This window comes from Micromonospora sp. NPDC050187 (assembly GCF_044459745.1).
Classification (GTDB): domain Bacteria; phylum Actinomycetota; class Actinomycetes; order Mycobacteriales; family Micromonosporaceae; genus Micromonospora.
This window is the reverse complement of the sequence record NZ_JBITJH010000022.1, coordinates 95,220-113,923: the sequence shown is the minus strand read 5'-3', so window position 1 is coordinate 113,923 and position 18,704 is coordinate 95,220. Positions and strand designations below refer to the sequence as shown.

Sequence of the window (18,704 nt, the reverse complement as noted above, 5' to 3'; positions counted from 1 at the left end):
AGCTCAACGGACGACCCCGGCAAACCCTGGGATGGCAGAATCCTGCCGAAGCACTCCACCAGCACCTCGTCGCAACAGCCACTTGAAACCGCCCGGTCCTGACACCCCGACATGCCGCACCACGAGTCGATCACGCGGGCCTGGACCGGGCGGGGGCGTTCGGGGTCAGGAGAGGGCGTGGGCGATGGCGGTGGCCGCAGTGAGGACCTGTCCCCCGACCGTCGCGGCGTCCAGTGGGGCCAGCGCCACCACGCCGACGCTCGCCTCCAACCCGGGTACGCCGAGCACCGGCGCGGCCACGCCGTACGCGCCGGGTTGCAGCTCGCCCTCGGTGGTCACCGGGCCGGCGGACCCGGCCCGACCGGCGAGGATGGCCCGCCCCGCCGCCCCGCGCTCCAGCGGGTGCCGGGAACCCGTGCGGTACGCCACGTGGAAGGCCGTCCAGCTCGGCTCGACCACGGCCAGAGCGACGCCCTCGTCCCCCTCCACCACGGTCAGGTGCGCGGTCGCCCCGGCCTGTTCGGCCAACCGGCGCAGCGCGGGCATCGCCCCCTCGGCGAGCAGCGGCTGGGCACGCCGGGCCAGGTGCAGCACCCCGGCACCGAGGCGCAGCCGGCCGGCGCGGTCACGGCGCAGCATGCCGTGCCCGGTCAGCGCGCTGACCAGCCGGTAGACGGCCGCCCGGCCGATGCCCAGCCGGTGTGCAGCCTCGGTGACGGTCAGCCCACCCGGCGCGTCGGCGACCAGGTGCAGCAGGCGCAGTCCCCGGTCCAGGGTCTGCGCGGTCTCTCCGGGACGGCCCGGCGTCGCGCCGCTGTCCGGCTCCGTGTGGCCGTTTTCGGGTCGGCCGGACCGCCTGTCGCCGTCCGGGTCCGTGGTGCCGTGCCCGGGGTGGCCGGGCCGCCTGTCGCCGTCCGGGTCCGTGGTGCCGTGCCCGGGTCGGCCGGACCGCCTGTCGCCGTCCGGGTCCGTGGTGCCGTGCCCGGGTCCGCCGGACCGCCTGTCACCGGCCGGCTCCGTGGGCCCGTCTCCGGGGCGTCCCGCCGTCTCCACAGCAGGCAGCGTACGACCCAGCGCCGGGCAGCCCGAAGATGTGGGGACCGTTACCCTTGTACGGTGACGCTACGCCTGTATGACACCGCCACCCGAACGGTCCGGGACTTCGTCCCGCGAGAAGCCGGCAAGGTGGGGGTCTACCTGTGTGGTCTCACCCTCCAGGCACCCCCGCACATCGGCCATCTTCGTTCCGGCGTCAACTACGACGTGCTACGCCGCTGGCTGTTGGCGAAGGGCTTCGAGGTCACCTTCATCCGCAACCTGACCGACATCGACGACAAGCTGCTGGTCAAGTCGTGCGAGCAGGAGCGGCCGTTCTGGGCCATCGCGTACGCCAACGAACTGGTCCTGGCCGCCGCGTACCGGTCGCTCAACGTGCTGCCACCGACGTACGAGCCCCGGGCCACCGGGCACGTCCCGGAGATGCACGAGCTGATCGCCATGCTGATCGAGCGGGGTCACGCCTACCCCGCCACCGACGGCTCCGGTGACGTCTACTTCGACGTCGCCTCCTGGCCGGCGTACGGCGAACTCTCCGGTCAGTCCCCGGCCGACATGCAGTCCGCCGGGGACGCCCCGGACCGGGGCAAGCGTGACCCGCGTGACTTCGCGCTCTGGAAGGGCACCAAGCCGGACGAGCCGGCCGACGCCTACTGGCCGTCGCCCTGGGGGCGGGGTCGCCCCGGCTGGCACATCGAGTGCTCGGCGATGTGCTGGCGCTACCTCGGCCCCGAGTTCGACATCCACGGCGGCGGGCTCGATTTGACCTTCCCGCACCACGAGAACGAGATCGCCCAGTCGAAGGCCGCCGGCCTGCCGTTCGCCCGTTACTGGGTGCACCACGGTCTGCTCAGCCTCGGCGGAGCGAAGATGGGCAAGTCCGCCGGCAACGCCCTCGACCTGGCCTACGTCGCCTCGCTCGGGGTGCGGCCGGTCGAGCTGCGTCACTACTTCGCCGCGGCGCACTACCGTTCCCGCATCGACTACACCGAGGACGCGCTGCGCGAGTCGGCCACCGCGTACCGGCGGATCGAGGGCTTCGTGCAGCGGGCCGCCGAGCGGGTCGGCGCCGGGCTTCCCGGCGAACTGCCGGCGGCGTTCACCGCCGCGATGGACGACGACCTGAACACCTCCGCCGCGCTGGCCGTCCTGCACGACGTCCTCCGCGACGGGAACACCGCCCTGGCCGGCGGGGACGATGTGACGGTCCGCACCGCGCTCGCCGCCGTCCGCGCGATGCTGGATATCCTCGGTGTCGACCCCCTGGACGCCGCCTGGACGGGCGGCGGTCGCGGCGACGATCTGCGCGGCGTGGTGGACTCCCTCGTCGCGTTGGCCCTGGAGCAGCGTGCCCAGGCGCGTGGCCGCAAGGACTGGGCCGCCGCCGACGCGGTACGTGACCAGCTCAAGCAGGCCGGCGTGGTGGTCGAGGACACCCCGCAGGGCCCCCGTTGGACTATTGGAGAGCAGGACTGATGCCCGGCAACTCACAGCGCCGAGGCCGGCGACTGGCCCCGAAGGCGGGGGCCCCGAAGGGCTCCGGCGGCAAGAACCGGGACTCCCTCGCCGGGCGGGGTAAGACCCTCCCGGCCGACGAGCGTCCCTGGCACAAGGCGTATTCGGGCACCGAGAAGCTGCCCCAGCGCACCGCATGGAAGCAGGACAAGGAGCGGCGCGCCGCTGCCGAGGAGGGGCGCGCCCCCAAGATCGGTCAGCCGGGCAGCAAGGACACCACCTGGGGCAAGGGTGGCGGCCGGGGCGTCCCCGCCGCCAAGGGACGCGGCGGCAAGCCGGCCGCCCGCAGCGGCCCCCGGGTGGCCCCCGGTCGCCGGTCGAACCCGGCGAAGGACAGCGCGGAGCTGCTGGTCGGGCGGAACCCGGTGCTGGAGTCGCTGCGCGCGAACGTGCCGGCGACCGCGCTCTACACCGCCCAGGGTATCGACAGCGACGACCGGGTCAAGGAGATCACCCGGACGGCCGCCGACCGGGGCATCGCCCTCCTGGAGGTCAGCCGGGCCGAACTGGACCGGATGACCGGGGGTGTGCTGCACCAGGGCGTCGGCCTCCAGGTGCCGCCGTTCGCGTACGAGCCGTTCGAGGACCTGGTGGCCGCCTCGCTGGAGCAGACCGCCCCGCTGCTGGTGGCGCTGGACGGGGTCACCGACCCGCGCAACCTCGGCGCGGTTATCCGGTCGGCTGCCGCGTTCGGCGCGCAGGGTGTCTTCGTACCGGAGCGGCGGGCCGCCGGGATCACCGCGACCGCCTGGCGGACCAGCGCGGGCGCGGCGGCGCGGGTGCCGGTGGCGCAGGTGACGAACCTGACCCGGTCCCTGAAGGCCTGCCAGGACGCCGGGTTCATGGTGGTCGGGCTGGACGCCGACGGCGAGACCGACCTCTACGACCTGGAGGCCGCGGTCGGCCCGCTGGTCGTCGTGGTCGGCTCGGAGGGGCGTGGGCTCTCCCGGCTGGTCGGCGAGACGTGCGACCTGACCGTGCGCATCCCGATGGTCTCCGACGTCGAGTCGCTGAACGCGAGCGTGGCCGCCGCGGTCACCCTCGCCGAGGTCGCCCGGCGGCGCGGCGCCGCCTGAGTCCCAGCGACCCTCAGACGCCGAAAGGGGCGGTCCGCCGAAGCGGGCCGCCCCTTTCGCGGTACGTCAGATCCGGTTGCCGCTGCCGGCGTTGAAGACGTGGATCCGGCCGGTGCGCGGCTTGACGAACACGGTGTCACCCATGTTCGGCATGGCCCGACGGTCGGTACGCACGACGAACCGCTCGTTCGCGCCCTCCAGTGCGGCGTGGCCGTAGACGTTGGCGTCCGAACCGAGGTCCTCGACCAGCTCGACGACGACCGGCATGCCGCCCTCGGTGGGGCTGACCATGTCGCAGTCCTCGGGGCGGAAGCCCACGGTGACCTTGCCGTTGCCACCCTCGGCGCGGGCTGCCTCGACCTGCTCCCGGGTGAGCGGGATGTTCATCTCGGCGAAGGCCGCGCCGTTCTCGCCCAGCGGCACGGTCTTGATGTTCATGGCCGGGGAACCCATGAAGCCGGCGACGAAGACGTTCGCCGGGGTGTCGTAGAGCGCCCGCGGGGTGTCCACCTGCTGGAGGACACCGTCGAGCATGACGGCCACCCGGTGACCCATGGTCATGGCCTCGACCTGGTCGTGGGTGACGTAGACGGTGGTGACGCCGAGCTTGGCCTGCAGCGACGCGATCTGGGTACGGGTCTGCACCCGGAGCTTGGCGTCGAGGTTCGACAGCGGCTCGTCCATGAGGAAGACCTGCGGCTCGCGGACGATGGCCCGGCCCATGGCGACCCGCTGGCGCTGACCGCCGGAGAGGGCCTTCGGCTTGCGGCCGAGGTACTCCTCGAGCTGGAGCAGGGCCGCCGCCTCCTTGACCCGCCGGTCGATCTCCGACTTGGGGGTCTTGCGGAGCTTCAGCGCGAACGCCATGTTCTCGTACACCGACATGTGCGGGTAGAGGGCGTAGTTCTGGAAGACCATCGCGATGTCGCGGGCCTTCGGCGGCAGGTGGGTGACGTCGCGCTGGTCGATGTAGATCGAGCCCTCGTCGACGTCCTCCAGGCCGGCGAGCATCCGCAGGCTGGTGGACTTGCCGCAACCGGAGGGGCCGACCAGGACGAGGAACTCGCCGTCGCCGATCTCCAGGTCCAGCTGGTTGACGGCGGGACGCTCGGTGCCCGCGTAGATGCGGGACGCCTTGGCGTAGGTGACCGTAGCCATGGTGAAGCGCTTCCTTTCACCGGCAGGAACGTGCCGGACGATCCGAGTGAAGGAGCGACCGGCACGTAGCCGTGCCGGCCCGTCGGGCGAATTCCGGTCACCGGAGTCACTGGAATGTCGTCCGCGTCACTGCACGGTAAACGGGATTTCCTCGGCTGCCAAGACGGTGGGCACTGGATGGGACCGACGACATTCGCATACCGGTCACTCAGGCACGCACAACCATCAATCGCCGGGACATTGACTGCGTTGCGTGCACCGTAGGATCACAACCCGACCAGAAGGACGGCACCGGATCACGTTTCCGGTGCTGGGGGGCCTGGTGAGGGAGGAAATCCGGACGCCAGTCGCTATGCTGACCACGGACGCCCGCGCCCCTGTAGCTCAGCTGGCCAGAGCACTCGCCTTGTAAGCGAGATGTCGCCGGTTCGATCCCGGCCGGGGGCTCCAATTCCCGTCGGTTCCGGGTCCGTTCCGCACGAAACGGACCCGGACGACGGGCGTCCGGATCCGCGTCGGTGGACACCCCGGCTCCCGTCCGTCCGGCTCCCGCCGTCGACCGAGAAGTCGGCGCGTGTCCTCGCCCCTCCCGACCCCGATCCCCACCCCGCCCGACCCGGGCGCGCCCCTCGGCCCTACCGACAGTCAGCGGCTGGTGTGGGCCAGGAGGGCGGTGGCGAGCGGGGCCAGGACGGCGGACGGTAGCGCGTGTCCCATGCCCGGCACGGTGACCAGCGTGGCCGTCGGGATCAGCCCGGCCAGGTGTGCGGCGTGGGGCGGCGGATTGATCGGGTCCTCCGGTGCCTCCACGACCAGGAACGGCACCCGTACCCCGGCCAGTTCCGCGCCCCGGTCCAGTCCGTCCTGCCCGGCGCGGGCGTGCGCCGCCGGGTTGCGGTGGGTGCCGGCGTGGTCCACGCAGTTCTCCTCCATCGCCCGGAACTCCGCCGCGTCGAAGGGGATCACGTCGCCGTTCAGGATCCGCCAGTGCTCCACCCGCCAGTCGAGTTCGGCCTCGCGGTCCCGTTCGTCGGTGAAGTGTTCCCAGAGACGCAGCAGGCGCGGATCCGGGGCCGGCAGCGGTGGTGCCTCCTCGCCACCGGCCAGCCCGGCACCCAGCGCCGAGGTGCAGAAGGCGGTGGCCGACAGCAGGCGGTCGGCATGGTCGAGAGCGAGGAGTTGCACCAGCACGCCACCCATCGACATGCCCACGACGTGGGCGCGGTCCACCCCGGCCGCGTCGAGCACGGCGACGGCGTCTCCGGCAAGGTCGGCCACCCGGTACGGGTGCTCGTCGAACGCCCAGGTGGAGCGGCCGGTGTCCCGGTGGTCGTAGACGATCACCCGGTGCCGGTCGGCGAGCCGGTCGACCAGAGCGGCCGGCCAGGTGGGGCCGCTGGCGTTGGCACCCATGACCAGGAGCAGGGGCGGCGCGTCGGGCGCCCCGACGGCCCGTGCCCAGAGCCGGTACGAGGGCGTGACATCGACCTGGAATTCCATGGCGGCATTCTTCCGCAGGTCCGGATCGCCGGCTTCCCGCCAGGGGAACCATCGTCGTCGGCGTCCGACTCCGTAGGGTGGAGGGTGTGAGCCGTGCGGTCGAGCAGTCCAACCGGGCGATGCTGCGGGCCCGGGACGCGATGGACCGCTCGTACGCCGAGCCGCTGGACATCCCCACCCTGGCGAGGATCGCGCACGTCTCCGAGGCGCACTTCATCCGCACCTTCCGGGCGACCTTCGGCGAGACCCCGCACCGCTACCTCCAGCGCCGTCGGGTCGAACGGGCGATGTCCCTGCTGCTCGAGTCGGAACGGGACGTCACGGAGATCTGCTACGCGGTCGGCTTCAGCAGCCTCGGCACCTTCAGCCGTACCTTCCGGGAGATCGTCGGTGAGTCGCCGACCGCCTTCCGGAAGCGACGGAGCTCGGCCGGCGCCGTGCCGAGCTGTTTCACCAAGGCCTGGACCCGACCCAGCAGTTTTGGATAAGCAGCAGGTCAGGGCCGGGTCGTAGCGTGGTCGGCATGACGATGAACACGATCAGCCGCTCGCAGATCTACGTCCTCGACCAGGACGAGGCCCTCGACTTCTACGTCGGCAAGCTCGGCCTGGAGGTCCACACCGACGCCGATCTGGGCTTCATGCGCTGGCTCACGGTCAACATTCCCGGGGACCGTCAGCGGGAGATCCTGCTGGAGAAGCCCGGCCCGCCGGCCCTGGACCCGGCCACCGCCGAGCAGGTGCGGGAGTTGCTCACCAAGGGCGCGCTGGGCGGTTACCTCTTCATGACCACCGACGATGCGTACAAGACGTACGAGGACCTCGTGGCCAAGGGCGTGGACATCACCGACGAGCCGATGGAGCGTCCGTACGGCATCGACTTCGGTATCCGCGACCCGTTCGGCAACCGCATCCGCATCGGCCAGATGTTCTGATCCCACCTGAGGGTCCGTTAGGGTCGGCGGGCGGCCCCGGAGCGGCCGGCGGGACGAGGAGGAACGGTGTCGGACGCGCGGCTGACCGTCGAGGGGACCGGTCCGGTGGCGACCGTGGTGATCAGCAATCCGACCCGCCGGAACGCGATGACCCCGGACATGTGGCGGGGGCTGCCGCCGCTGCTCGACCAGCTGGAGGCGGACCCGGCCATCCGGGTCCTGGTGCTCACCGGGGCGGGGGAGACCTTCTGCGCCGGTGCCGACCTGGGTGACCTGGACGAGCTGCTGGCGGCCGGCGACCACAGCGTGGCGGTGGCCGCCGAGGAACGGCTGGCCGCCTTCGCCAAGCCGACTGTCGCCGCGGTACGCGGTGCCTGTGTGGGCGGCGGCTGCCAGCTCGCCGTCGCCTGCGACCTGCGGATCGCCGCCGCCGACGCCCGGTTCGGCGTCCCGCCGGCCCGGCTCGGGGTGGTCTACCCGACCCCGACGACCCGCCGACTGGCCGCCCTGGTCGGGCCGGCCACCGCCAAGTATCTGATCTTCACCGGCGAGCTGGTGGACGCCGAGCGGGCAGAGCGGGTCGGTCTGGTCGACGAGGTGGTGCCCGCCGATCGGCTCACCGAGCGGATCACCGGGCTGACCGGCACGATCGCCCTCCGTTCCCAGCTCAGCGTCGTCGCCGCCAAGGGGATCGTGGACGGTCGGGCGGACGCCGCGCAGGTGGCCTGGTGGCACCGGCAGGCCCTGGCCAGCGGTGAGGCCGGGGAGGGGGTGGCGGCGTTCCACGAACGCCGCCCGGCGCACTTCACCTGGACGATCCCGCCGACCGGATGAGCCGGCCTCAGATCTCCATCCGTGCGGCCAGGCCCGACTCGCGTAGCTGACGGCGCTGCCCGTTGGCCACGATGACCTCCACGACGATCAGGACGAAGGAGACGGCCGCCAGCAGGCCCAGCGCGCCGGTCGCCGTTATCCGCCGTGCGACGGGGACGAGTGCGAGCAGCACCAGCACGGCGGCCACCCGGGTCCAGATGATCGTCCTGATCGCGCGGGCGATCCGCAGCTGGTAGGCGACGTTGGCCAGGAGGAAGAGGATTATCCCCCCGTAGAGGCCGAAGAGGCCGATGGCGGACAGCGGCTCGTCGGGGTGGTGTTCTTCGAGGTGGCCGACGTTCCTGACCAGCTCGCGTATCCCGAGGGCCGGCAGGAGGATGCCGGCGACCATGGGTAGGTGCAGGTAGCTGTAGGCGTCCCGAGCCAGGGCGAACCTGGTCTTCGGGTCGGCACGTTCCAGGGCCTGCTCACCGACGAGCGCCACCACGTCGAAGTAGGTCCACAGCAGCGCTCCGGTGACGGTCATGGCCAGCAGGACGGCGAACAGGATCGGCCAGCTGATCGACACGTCGGAGCTGGCCGTTCCGATCGAAATGATCGTCTCACCGATGGCCACGATCAGGATCAGTCCGTACCGGTCGCACCAGTGCCGGGCGGAGAAGATGCCTATCTCCCAGACGGGCAGCGTGAAACTACCCAGGTAGTCCACGAGAACGGCCAGTACCCAGAGGAGGGTCACGGTGATGGCGACCTGTCGCTGGTCGGCGAAGACCCGGTGCGGCACGAGCGCGGCGCAGACGAGCAGGGCGGTGCTGGCGACCATCGGCACCGCGGGCACCAGGATGTGCCGGGCCAGGTTCTGGGCCGAGACGGCGTACGCGTAGAGCGCCAGGTGCAGCGACCGCACGAGGAAGTAGCACGTGGGGAAGACGAGCGGACCGTACAACCCGCCGGGCCGGTCGACGAACGTGACGAGGGTCGACATCGCCATCACGAAGGTGATCCCGGTGACCACGAACAACCCGAACCGCATCACCCCGAAGCTGGCCTGCAGGTTGTTGGTCAGCCACGCGAAGGCGCCCCAGGACCACCAGAGCAGGGCCAGCACGAGTAACCCGCGAAGCACGCCCTGCGGGGTGTAGTCGCGGATGATCAATTCGCCGAGCTGGACGAAGGCGAACACGAAGACCAGGTCGAAGAAGAGCTCCTCGGTGGCGGTGCGGGTGCCCTCGCGTACCGGTCGCTTGCCGAGCAGGCTGTCGACGGCGTCGCGCAGGTACCGGCGTACCGGCTTGTGCCCGGTGGTCTTCCCCCTGTCACCTCCGGCCGTCGGTCGGTCCTCCGTCATCGGGTCAGTCTGGCAGCTTCCCCGCCCGAATTGTCTGTTTCGCATCGGTCGTCCGCCGACGCATCCCCCGCCCGCCGCCCGGTCCGACCGGCCCGGTGGGGCGGGTCCGGCGGTCCGGTCGCGGGCGCCTGGCGGTCAGCCGGTTCCGGTGCGGCGGGCGCGGCTGGCCGCGCGGGCCGCGTCGAGCGGCCGATCGACGCACCCGGCCATCTGCACGACCAGTTCACCGTGCAGCAGCGGTCGGTTGACCTCACCGGCGACCTGGAGCGCCGGCCCGGAGAGCGCACGCCAGACGGCGGCGAGCCCCGCGCCGAGGCCGAGCAGCGCGACCCCCGTCCGGGCGAGCGGGGAGCCGGCGGCGGCGGTGGCGCTCACCCCGACCACCGCCAGCAGGACCACCAGCAGCGGTACGAGTACCGGGTAACAGATTCCCCGCGCCGCCCGCACCAGCAGCCGCCGGTCCCGGATGATCAGGTTGCGGGCGACGATCGCGTAGTGCTCCTCGTCGAGCAGGTCCCGGGGGTGCAGCCCGCCGGTGAGCACGCTCCGCCACAGGTCACCCTGGTTGCGCAGCTCGTCGGCGAGGTCGCGCAGCTCCGCCTCGTCCGGGTCGCCGGCCGCCGCCGCGCGGACCGCGGTCGTCCAGCTCGCCAACGAGTGGCGCACCACCGGGGCCGCGTACGGCGGCAGCACCCCGGCCAGCTCGTCCAGCCAGCGGCGTAGCTGGTCCTGCCGGCCGCCGAACCGCTGGGGCAACTGCTCGGCGTCACACCGCCGGACGGTGTCGGCGAGGGAACGCCCGAGCCGGTACGCGATCCCGATCCGGTGGTCGCGGGCCATCGCCCAGCGCAGCACGTCCACGTTCAACTCGTCCAGGGCGACCAGCATCGCGTCGACGTCGCCGGGGTGGTCGTGGCCGGGCTCCCGGATCCGGGACCGGGCGGCGGCGGTCGACGGGCCGGCCCCGTCGTGCCGGGCCAACATGGCGATCTGGCGGAGCGCCACCTCCACGCCGTCGAGGTACATCCGCATCCGCTGCCGCCCCGACATCTCCGTCAGGTTGGACAGCTTCGACCGGGGTGCGACCGGTCGGCCGGCGGGGCCGTCGTCCGGCCCGACGGTCCGCGCGTGGTGGTACGCGTCCGCCATCCACCAGCCGAGTCGCAGCGCGGTCACCACGCCCGCCCGTTCGTCGGCACGTGGGCCTTCCTCGCGTCCGGGCTCGTCGGGGCGGGTGCCCGGCTCCGTCTGGAGCTGGTGGTGGCGTGGCTGCACGGTGTCCCCCGCTGGCGTGGTCATCTGCAACCCAGCTTATTCGTACATAGGTTCTAGTTTCACGAAATTGCCATTTTGCCCCTGTTCGCCGACGTGCCTCACCTCCGCGCCAGCAGACCCCGGGGACGAACCGACCGGACCGGTTCGGCGGCTCCACCCTCGGCGCGCAGGACATGGTTCGCGGCGATGATCCCGGTCGCCGCCGCCCGCTCCATCAACGCGGTCGGAAAGTCCGTGCGGATCCCGTCGCCGGCGAGGTAGAGCCCTGCCGCGTCGGTGCGTACCCCGGGGCGGGTCGCGTGGCCGCCCGGCGCGAACGCCGGAGCCCGGGCCTCCACCCGGGCCCGTAGGTCGCGCACCCGCAGCCCGGCGACCTCCGGCCAGAGCGTCACCAACTCGCCGCGCATCCGCTCGGCCAGCACGTCGGCGGCCACCCCGCGCTCGCAGGCGTACGCGTGCAGCTCCACCACCGAGCCCCCGGTGCTCTCCGCCCAACGGCGGGATGCGTGCTCCAGCCGGTGGTACAGGGTCACCGAGTCCAGGGTGGGCTGCCGGGACACCCCGCTGAACACCGCCCGTCCGGCGGCCACCTCCCCGTCCAGCCAGTACCGCGCGACCGCGTACGGCGGACCGGGCGTGCCGAACGCCGGCGCCCGCGCCACCAGCTCCGGTGCGACCCTCGCCAGGCCGGGCGAGTTCCCGACCAGCGCGGCCAGCCCCGGCGGGTCGACGGCCAGCACCAGGTGCCCGCCCCGGTACGCCGTCCCGTCGCCGGCCGTGACCCGCCAGCCGGCCGCGTCGCGACCCAGTGCGGTGGCCGCCACCCCGGTCAGCACCCGACCGCCGTGCCGCCGCACGTGCTCGGCCAAGGGCTCCCACACCGCCGTCGCGTAGTCCTCGTCCGGGGCGTCGAACGCCAACCCCTCCGCGTTGCCGAGCAGGTAGAAGTGGAACTGCGCGACCATCTCGGCGGCGGACATCTCCGCCTCGTGGTTGAAGAACGAGTGCGAGAAGACCTCGAAGAGCATCGCCCGCGCCCGGTCCGGCAGCCGTAGCGAGTCGAGCAGTTCCTCGGCGGTCCGACCGTCCAGTTCGGCGTAGGTGCGCTCCGGGTCGTACGCCAGCAGCGGCAGGGCCGCGTCCCGGTCCATCCCGCGCAGGTCGCGCAGGCGCAGGCTCGGGCTGCGCAGCAGCAGCGCGAGCAGGTTCGCCGGCGGGGCGGGTGGGAGCCGGCCGAACTCCTCGGTCGGCCACCGGGCACTGAGGATCGGGTAACCGGGGACCGCCTTGAGGAAACCGAGTGTCGGGTCGATCCGGCGCAGGATCGACCGCCAGTTGTAGTACTGCCGGAAGAACGCGTGGAAGCCGTGCTCGACGACCTGCCGGCTGCCGTCGGCGAGGGTTTCCGGCCACGCGCCGAGCCGCCCGCCCAGGGTGGGCGCGGCTTCCAGCGCGGTCACCCGTACGCCCCGCTCGGCGAGCACCACCGCCGCCGACATGCCGGCGATGCCGCCGCCGACCACCACCACGTCGACCGGGTGCGGCACGCGGGCCGGACCACCGCCACCCGGGTCGACCACGTGTTCCCGTACGCCGATCAACCGGCCGACCCGCTGCGACAGCGCCATACGCCCCAGTTTGCACCAGTTCGTTGCCTACCGCCTCGCGTGGGCGCGCCACGCCGGTCGGGTGTTTGCAGGGGACCCCTGCACGGCAAAAAGCGGTAACAGGGGACCCCTCCTACCACCTCAGGCGGGTGGCAGGCACCGGCGCGGGCGGTCGGAGTCGGGCCAGACGTACTCCAGGTCGGGCGGGACGTCACCGAAGATCGGGCGGTAGTGGTCGGGATCCTTGCGCAGGAGCGAGGACCGGTGGCTGCGGTGCAGGTCCGCCCGGCCCAGCCAGGGCGGAAGTTCGCCGGCCCGGGCCAGCTCGTCCTGGGCGCGGACCCGGCTGATGCCGCAGGCGTTGGCGAGGTCGGCGGTGAGCGTCGTCGCGCAGGTGTCCGCCCGCCCCGGAGCACACCACACCGTGCAGACGTCCAGTCCGTACCGGACCAGCGCCTCCTCGTACCCGGCCCACATGCGCACCGCCGGGTGGTTGCGCCAGCCGTATCCGGGCCGGGTCAGCCCGCGCAGCACCTGGATCGCCTCGACCCGCTGCTTGCCGAGGCGCCGCTGGTCCAGCGCCCGTGCGCTGGCGTCGAAGTCCGGGTACGGCAGGAAGGTCTGCACGGTTCCGCTCTACCCGCCCCGGGCCGGCGCATGCCTGGCCGCGATCATGCGGGCCGCGCCGACTGGGTGGCACTGGCTACCATGCCGCACATGGCGGAGCCTCTGCTCGACCGTGCGTGGCGGGCCAGCCGGCGGTTACGGGCCAACGCGGGTTCCCGCCCCCACTACGTGGTCTGCGGGCACGACCCGCTCGCCTACTGGGTGGTGCGGGCACTGCTCGCCGGCGAGGTGTCCACCGGCCGGATCCGGGTCACCCTGATCGTGCCCGAGCGGCGCCGTTCCGACGGGCCGGACGGCCGGGACGTCCACGGCATCGACGTGGTCCTGGCCGACCGGCTCGACGAGGCCGCCTTCCGCCGGGCCGGGCTGGCCGGCGCGGACGGGCTCGCGCTGTTGCACCAGGACGACGTGGGCAACATGCATGCCGCGCTCTGCGCCCAGGAGGTGGAGCCGAGGCTGCGCCTGGTGGTCCGGATGTTCAACACCGGCCTGGCCAACGGCGTACGGCAGATCTTCCCCGACTCGGCGGTCCTCTCCGACGCCACCATGGCCGCCCCGGCGTTCGTGGCCGCCGCGTTGGGCGAGGTCGCCCCGACCCATTTCCGGCACGCGGGCCGCACCCTCTACGTGGCCCGTCGCGACGACGTCCGCCCGGAGGAGGTCGTCTGCGCGGTGGCCGACACCCGGGACGCGGGCGAGGTACGGGTGCTCCCCGCCGACGGTTCCACCGCGGACGTGGTGCTCGCCGAGGCGACCGGCCGGATGCCGGGCGCCGAGCTGGCCGCGCGACGACTGGCCAGGGCCCGGCGTCGCCGTCGGCCGGCCGTGGTGCTGCTCCGGGCGGTGCGCAGCTTCGCCACCCGCAAGATCGGCGTCGCGGTGCTGGTGCTGCTCGCGGTGATCGGGGTGCTCGGTTGGCTCAACGCCCGCGCCGCCCACCTCAACTGGGCGGATGCGCTCTACCTGACCCTGGTCACCACGCTCAGCGGCCAGGACCCGGACCCGAACAAGTCTCTCGCCGAGCAGGTCATGCAGGTGGTGCTGAGCATCGCCGGGCTGGCCCTGATTCCGCTGATCACCGCGGTGGTGGTCGACGGCGTCGTGAAGGCCCGGCTGGCCCTGCACTCCGGACGTATCCAGCCGGAACGCTCCGGGCACGTGGTGGTCGTCGGCCTCGGCAACCTCGGCACCCGGGTGATGGCCCAACTGAACGACTTCGGCGTCGAGGTGGTGGCGATCGACAAGATCCCCGAACCGCGCGGGGCGTCGTTGGCGCGGCGGCTGGGTGTACCACTGATCGTGGGCGACGCGGCGCTGGAGGAGACGCTGCGGGCGGCCTCGGTGGGCACCTGCCTTGCGCTGGTGGTGGTCTCCACCGACGACGGGGCGAACCTCCGGGCCGCGTTGAACGGCCGCGCGCTCAACGACGAGTTGCGCGTGGTGCTGCGACTCTTCGACGGCGACTTCGCCGAGCGGGTCCAGCGCGCCTTCGGAATCGGCATCTCGCGCAGCGTGTCTTACCTGGCCGCGCCGTCGTTCACCGCCGCGCTGCTGGACCGCGCGATGATCGCCACCATTCCGGTCGGCCGGCACGCGCTGCTGGTCACCGAGGTGTCCGTGGCCGCCGGGTCGCCGCTGGACGGTCGCGCGCTCGCGGCGGTCGACCGCCCCGGCAGCGTACGGCTGCTCGCGCACGCCCGTGCCGGTCAGTCCCGCATCGAGTGGGCACCCGACCCGCGTCTGGTGATCACTGCGGGGGACCGGATGACCGTGCTGGCCCGCCGGGCCGGCCTGAACGCCCTGCTCCGCGAGGCCGCCGCGTCGACCTCCCCGGCCCCGGATGCGCTCGCCGGACCGTCCGCCGCCCCCGCGCCGCCGTCGGCCCCACCCTCAGCCGCCCGGGGCACTCCGCCGGCTCCCGGTGTCGTTCCGTCACCACGAGAGCGGTCCGTCGCCGACCAGGAGAGGGACGAGGCCGGGGAGGCGCCACCCCCGGACCGCCCACCCGCCTGACCGACCCCGCGCTCGATCGGCTCCGCTCGCTCGATCGACTCCGTTTCGATACGGGTGCATCCGACGCGTGCCACACCCCGAGATCGCCAAAACTGGGCGTCGCGAAGGAGGCCAGCGGGGTCCGGCCAGATCAACTCCAGATCGCCGAGGTGGCGGTGTCGGGCTCGCGTGGACCGGCCCGCTTCGCCGAGACGGAGTCGATCAAGAAAGTCGATCAACCAGATCGCTGAGGGGCGAGGTGGTGGCGGAGGGCGTACCAGATCGTCCCGAGGACGAGGACGCCGAGACCGCCGACGACGCTGCCCAGCGGCAGGTTGACCACGAGCAGCAGGCAGCCGACCAGCCCGGCCACCGCCAGCGCCCGCACCGGCAGTCGCCGGCCCGGTTCCCGGCCCAGCGTCAGCGCGGCGGCGTTGGTGATCGCGTAGTAGACCAGCACCGTGCAGGACGAGAACCCGATCGCGCCCCGTACGTCGCCGAGCAGCACCACGGCGATCACCACGGCGGCGACGGCCAGTTCGGCGCGGTGCGGCACCCGGTGCCGGGGGTGCACGGCGGCGAGTGCGGTCGGCAGGTCGCCGCGACGGGCCATCGCCAGCGTCGTCCGCCCCACCCCGGCGACCAGGGAGAGCAGCACCCCGGTCACCGCGACGGTCGCCCCGGCGCGGACCACCCAGGCCAGGTCGGGCAGGCCGGCGGCGGTCACCACGTCGACCAGGGGCGCGGTGGAGGAGGCCAGCGCGTCGGCCCCGAGCACGCCGACCGTCACCGTCGCCAGGGTCAGATAGATCGCCAGCACGATGCCCAGCGCCAGTGGCACCGCGCGGGGGATGGTGCGCTCCGGGTCGCGGACCTCCTCGCCGAGCGTGGCGATCCGGGCGTAACCGGCGAATGCGAAGAAGAGCAGCCCGGCGGCGGTGAGCACGCCCCGGGCGGAGCCGTCCAGACCGTCCACCCGATCTGGTGTGACCGCGCCGAGACCGGTCACCGTGACCAGGGCCAGCACCGTCAGCACCACGCCGACCAGGATCTTCGTCGCGGTGGCGGTCCTGCCGACGCCGCGCAGGTTCACCCCGGTCACCGCCACGACCGCGCCGACCGCGACGAGCCGCGCCTGCCCCGGCCAGAGGTACGCCCCGATGGTCAGCGCCATCGCCGCGCAGCTCGCCGTCTTGCCGACCACGAACCCCCAGCCGGCGAGGAAACCGGGGTACCGGCCGAGCCGTTCCCGCCCGTACACGTAGGTGCCGCCGGACTCGGGGTACCGGGCGGCCAGTCGGGCCGAACTGGTCGCGTTGCAGAACGCGACGAACCCGGCCAGGGCCACCGCGAGCAGCAGGCCCGCGCCGCCGGCCGCCGCAGCGGCCGGGGCGAAGACCACGAAGACGCCCGCGCCGAGCATCGACCCCAGGCCGATCACCACGGCGTCGGCCAGACCCAACCGTCGCGCCAGCCGCTCCACGAGCGTGACCTTAGGGGTACGAGATGAACGGGCGGTTCCAGTTCCGCAGACGCCCCGGCAGCGGAAGGTCGTCCCAGGGCATCCGGTGCAGGATCCGGTCCAGCAGCAGCCCGAGCAGCAACCCGGCCACCGAGTCGGTCAGCCAGTGCCAGCCCAGGTAGGTCGTGGTGAACATGACCACGACCGGTGGGACCACCCGGATCACGGTGACCAGCCGGGGCGACATGCGCCGGCCGTAGCTGCGCAGCAGCGGGGCGAGCAGCAGCGCCAGCACGCCGTACCAGAGGATCGCGTTGGCCACGTGGCCCGACGGGTACGACTGGGCGAACTTGAGCGGCAGCTCGTCCTGGAAGAGGGGGAGCGTCTGCTCGGGCGGCAGGTACGGCTCCTTGACGCTGGCGCTCGGCGCGGGTCGGGCGGTCCACACCTTCAGGGGGCCGATGGTGACGTACGTCAGCGCGAAGGCCACCACGCTGGGCAGGAGCGGACGCAGCGAGTGGAGCCGGACCGCCAGCAGCAGCCCGAGCCCTGCCGTGAGCAGGGTCAGCGGCATGCCCTGCCCGAGGTAGTTGAAGACCACCGCGATGCCGTACGCCACCGGGGGTCGGTGTGCGTCGGCCCAGTCGGCCACCGCCCGGTCGATGCCGAAGAAGTGACGGTCGGCGAGCGCCACGGTGACCGCCACCAGCCCGGCCAGCAGCAGCGCGTCGAACCACCAGCCGGCGGGCCGGACCGGCCGCAGCCATCTGTCCCGTCGCGTCGTGGGCTCCCGCACGCCGATCACGCTACCGGCCGCCGCCGACGCCGGTCCGGTGCGGCCCCGACCACGGCGCGTACCGGGAGCGGCGGCGCGGTGGTACGTCAATGGCTGTGTGCCCAGCCACGAAGGGAGGCGCGGTGCGGGCGGAGACGGCATGCTTGTCCCGTGCGGATCACTTCGGCTCTCGTCGACCCGGCGCTGCTCGACCTGCCCTGGTCGACCCCGCTGGAGGAGTGGCCTGCCGAGCACCTGGTGGCCCTCCCTCAGGGCATCTCCCGGCACATCGTCCGGTTCGTGCGGATGGGTGGCTACGTCTACGCGGTCAAGGAGACCGGCGAGCGGGTCGCCGAGCGCGAGTACGACCTGCTCCGGGCACTGGAACGGATCGACTTCCCGGCCGTGGAGGCGGTGGCGATCGTCGCCGACCGACACGCCCCGGACGGGCAACCGCTGGACCCGGTGCTGATCACCCGGCACCTCCAGTTCTCCCTGCCGTACCGGGCGCTCTTCTCGCACACCCTGCGCCCGGAGACCCTGGAACGGCTCCTCGACGCGCTGGCCGCGCTGATCGTCCGGATGCACCTGACCGGCTTCTTCTGGGGCGACTGCTCGCTGTCGAACACCCTGTTCCGTCGGGACGCGGGCGCGTTCGCCGCGTACCTGGTGGACGCCGAGACCGGAGCCCTGCGCAGCTCCCTCTCCAACGGCCAGCGGGGCGAGGACCTGGAGATCGCCCGGGTGAACATCTTCGGTGAGGCGCTGGACCTCCAGGCCGCCGGCCTGCTGCACGAGTCGATCGACCCGGAAGTGGTCTGCGAGGAGGTCGTGCAGCGGTACGAGCGGCTCTGGCACGAGGTCACCTACGAGCAGCAGGTCGAGCGGGACGCCCGCCACGACATCGAGGGGCGGATCCGGCGCCTCAACGACATGGGCTTCGACGTCGCCGAGGTGTCGCTCGCCACGATCGACGGTGGGCGTTACCTGATCCGCCCGAAGGTCGTCGACGTCGGCTACCACACCCGGCGCCTGCTCCGGCTGACCGGCCTCGACGCCGAGGAGAACCAGGCCCGCAAGCTCCTCAACAACCTGGATGCGTACCGGGCGGAGAGCGACCTGACCGACGAGCAGCAGGCCGCGCACCGCTGGCTGACCGAGGTGTTCGAGCCGGTGGTCCGAGCGGTCCCCGCCCACCTGCGGCGCAAGCTGGAGCCGCAGGAGTTGTTCACCCAGATCATCGAGCACAAGTGGCTGCTCTCCGAGCGGGCCGGCCGCGACGTCGGGATGGGGCCGGCGGTCCAGTCGTTCCTCAACGACGTGCTGGTGCACCGCCCCGACGAGCAGGCCGTGCTCGGCGTCGACGTCGCTGACGTCTGACCCCGACCCGACCCGACCCGACCCCGACCCCGGACCAGGCCGCGTCCGAGCCGTGGCGGGGATCCGCGTCGAGCTCTGCTCCGGGCCGGAGTTGCCCTGCTCGGGCCGACTCGGGGCCGACCCCGGGGCTGACCTTCCGGGTAGAGGTACTTACGTCCGGTGTCC

16 protein-coding genes and 1 tRNA gene are annotated in these 18,704 nt (G+C 72.7%); 8 read left to right on the top strand and 9 right to left on the bottom strand.

Features of this window, described 5'->3' with window-relative positions:
* Nucleotides 1-165: 165 nt before the first annotated feature.
* Entirely contained in the window at nucleotides 166-774 is a 609-nt protein-coding gene (locus ACIBJE_RS26685) for a helix-turn-helix domain-containing protein (RefSeq protein WP_358041224.1), read from the bottom strand.
* A gap of 342 nt (nucleotides 775-1,116) precedes the next feature.
* Between ACIBJE_RS26685 and cysS the strand changes: the two genes are divergently transcribed.
* Entirely contained in the window at nucleotides 1,117-2,532 is a 1,416-nt protein-coding gene (gene cysS / locus ACIBJE_RS26680) for a cysteine--tRNA ligase (protein WP_396752900.1), read from the top strand.
* Nucleotides 2,532-3,647: a 23S rRNA (guanosine(2251)-2'-O)-methyltransferase RlmB gene (rlmB, locus tag ACIBJE_RS26675; protein WP_396752898.1), complete on the top strand. Its 1,116-nt coding sequence runs from the start codon at nucleotides 2,532-2,534 to the stop codon at nucleotides 3,645-3,647. Before cysS ends, rlmB begins: the two co-directional genes overlap by 1 nt.
* Nucleotides 3,648-3,713: 66 nt before the next feature.
* Here the strand turns inward: rlmB and ACIBJE_RS26670 are convergent, their stop codons facing one another.
* Entirely contained in the window at nucleotides 3,714-4,805 is a 1,092-nt protein-coding gene (locus tag ACIBJE_RS26670) for an ABC transporter ATP-binding protein (protein WP_396752896.1), read from the bottom strand.
* 373 nt (nucleotides 4,806-5,178) lie between these two features.
* Here ACIBJE_RS26670 and ACIBJE_RS26665 point away from each other — a divergent pair.
* Nucleotides 5,179-5,255 (top strand) — tRNA-Thr (locus tag ACIBJE_RS26665).
* A gap of 195 nt (nucleotides 5,256-5,450) precedes the next feature.
* Here the strand turns inward: ACIBJE_RS26665 and ACIBJE_RS26660 are convergent.
* Nucleotides 5,451-6,305 carry an alpha/beta fold hydrolase gene (locus tag ACIBJE_RS26660; RefSeq protein ID WP_396752894.1) on the bottom strand — a complete coding sequence of 285 codons (855 nt, stop codon included), beginning with the start codon at nucleotides 6,303-6,305 and terminating at the stop codon, nucleotides 5,451-5,453.
* A gap of 86 nt (nucleotides 6,306-6,391) precedes the next feature.
* Here ACIBJE_RS26660 and ACIBJE_RS26655 point away from each other — a divergent pair, with 86 nt between their 5' ends.
* The 3 genes from ACIBJE_RS26655 (at nucleotide 6,392) to ACIBJE_RS26645 (ending at nucleotide 8,073) form a co-directional block, all read left to right on the top strand.
* Nucleotides 6,392-6,793: a helix-turn-helix domain-containing protein gene (locus ACIBJE_RS26655; protein ID WP_396752892.1), complete on the top strand. Its 402-nt coding sequence runs from the start codon at nucleotides 6,392-6,394 to the stop codon at nucleotides 6,791-6,793.
* Between the two features lie 35 nt (nucleotides 6,794-6,828).
* Nucleotides 6,829-7,239 carry a VOC family protein gene (locus ACIBJE_RS26650; protein WP_396752890.1) on the top strand — a complete coding sequence of 137 codons (411 nt, stop codon included), beginning with the start codon at nucleotides 6,829-6,831 and terminating at the stop codon, nucleotides 7,237-7,239.
* A gap of 66 nt (nucleotides 7,240-7,305) precedes the next feature.
* Nucleotides 7,306-8,073 carry an enoyl-CoA hydratase/isomerase family protein gene (locus tag ACIBJE_RS26645; protein WP_396752888.1) on the top strand — a complete coding sequence of 256 codons (768 nt, stop codon included), beginning with the start codon at nucleotides 7,306-7,308 and terminating at the stop codon, nucleotides 8,071-8,073.
* Between the two features lie 7 nt (nucleotides 8,074-8,080).
* On the opposite strand, the gene ACIBJE_RS26640 is transcribed toward ACIBJE_RS26645, so the two are convergent.
* The 4 genes from ACIBJE_RS26640 to ACIBJE_RS26625 all read right to left on the bottom strand — a co-directional run bounded on the left by ACIBJE_RS26640 (nucleotide 8,081) and on the right by ACIBJE_RS26625 (nucleotide 12,930).
* Nucleotides 8,081-9,421: a low temperature requirement protein A gene (locus ACIBJE_RS26640; protein ID WP_396752886.1), complete on the bottom strand. Its 1,341-nt coding sequence runs from the start codon at nucleotides 9,419-9,421 to the stop codon at nucleotides 8,081-8,083.
* A 135-nt stretch (nucleotides 9,422-9,556) separates the two neighbouring features.
* Nucleotides 9,557-10,720 (bottom strand): hypothetical protein, encoded by a 1,164-nt coding sequence (locus tag ACIBJE_RS26635; protein ID WP_396752884.1) that lies wholly within the window; start codon nucleotides 10,718-10,720, stop codon nucleotides 9,557-9,559.
* Between the two features lie 74 nt (nucleotides 10,721-10,794).
* Nucleotides 10,795-12,324, bottom strand: coding sequence for an FAD-dependent oxidoreductase (locus ACIBJE_RS26630; protein WP_396752882.1), 1,530 nt, complete (start codon nucleotides 12,322-12,324; stop codon nucleotides 10,795-10,797).
* A gap of 120 nt (nucleotides 12,325-12,444) precedes the next feature.
* Nucleotides 12,445-12,930 (bottom strand): MSMEG_6728 family protein, encoded by a 486-nt coding sequence (locus ACIBJE_RS26625; protein ID WP_396752880.1) that lies wholly within the window; start codon nucleotides 12,928-12,930, stop codon nucleotides 12,445-12,447.
* An 81-nt stretch (nucleotides 12,931-13,011) separates the two neighbouring features.
* On the opposite strand from ACIBJE_RS26625, the gene ACIBJE_RS26620 reads away from it, so the two are divergent.
* Nucleotides 13,012-14,943 carry an NAD-binding protein gene (locus tag ACIBJE_RS26620; protein WP_396752878.1) on the top strand — a complete coding sequence of 644 codons (1,932 nt, stop codon included), beginning with the start codon at nucleotides 13,012-13,014 and terminating at the stop codon, nucleotides 14,941-14,943.
* Nucleotides 14,944-15,157: 214 nt separating this feature from the next.
* On the opposite strand, the gene ACIBJE_RS26615 is transcribed toward ACIBJE_RS26620, so the two are convergent.
* Nucleotides 15,158-16,405, bottom strand: coding sequence for an APC family permease (locus ACIBJE_RS26615; RefSeq protein ID WP_396752876.1), 1,248 nt, complete (start codon nucleotides 16,403-16,405; stop codon nucleotides 15,158-15,160).
* Nucleotides 16,406-16,415: 10 nt separating this feature from the next.
* Nucleotides 16,416-17,189 (bottom strand): phosphatase PAP2 family protein, encoded by a 774-nt coding sequence (locus ACIBJE_RS26610; protein WP_396752924.1) that lies wholly within the window; start codon nucleotides 17,187-17,189, stop codon nucleotides 16,416-16,418.
* A 141-nt stretch (nucleotides 17,190-17,330) separates the two neighbouring features.
* Here ACIBJE_RS26610 and ACIBJE_RS26605 point away from each other — a divergent pair, with 141 nt between their 5' ends.
* On the top strand, nucleotides 17,331-18,539 hold the full coding sequence (locus tag ACIBJE_RS26605) for a DUF4032 domain-containing protein (protein WP_396752874.1): 1,209 nt from the start codon (nucleotides 17,331-17,333) through the stop codon (nucleotides 18,537-18,539).
* Nucleotides 18,540-18,704: the final 165 nt, after the last annotated feature.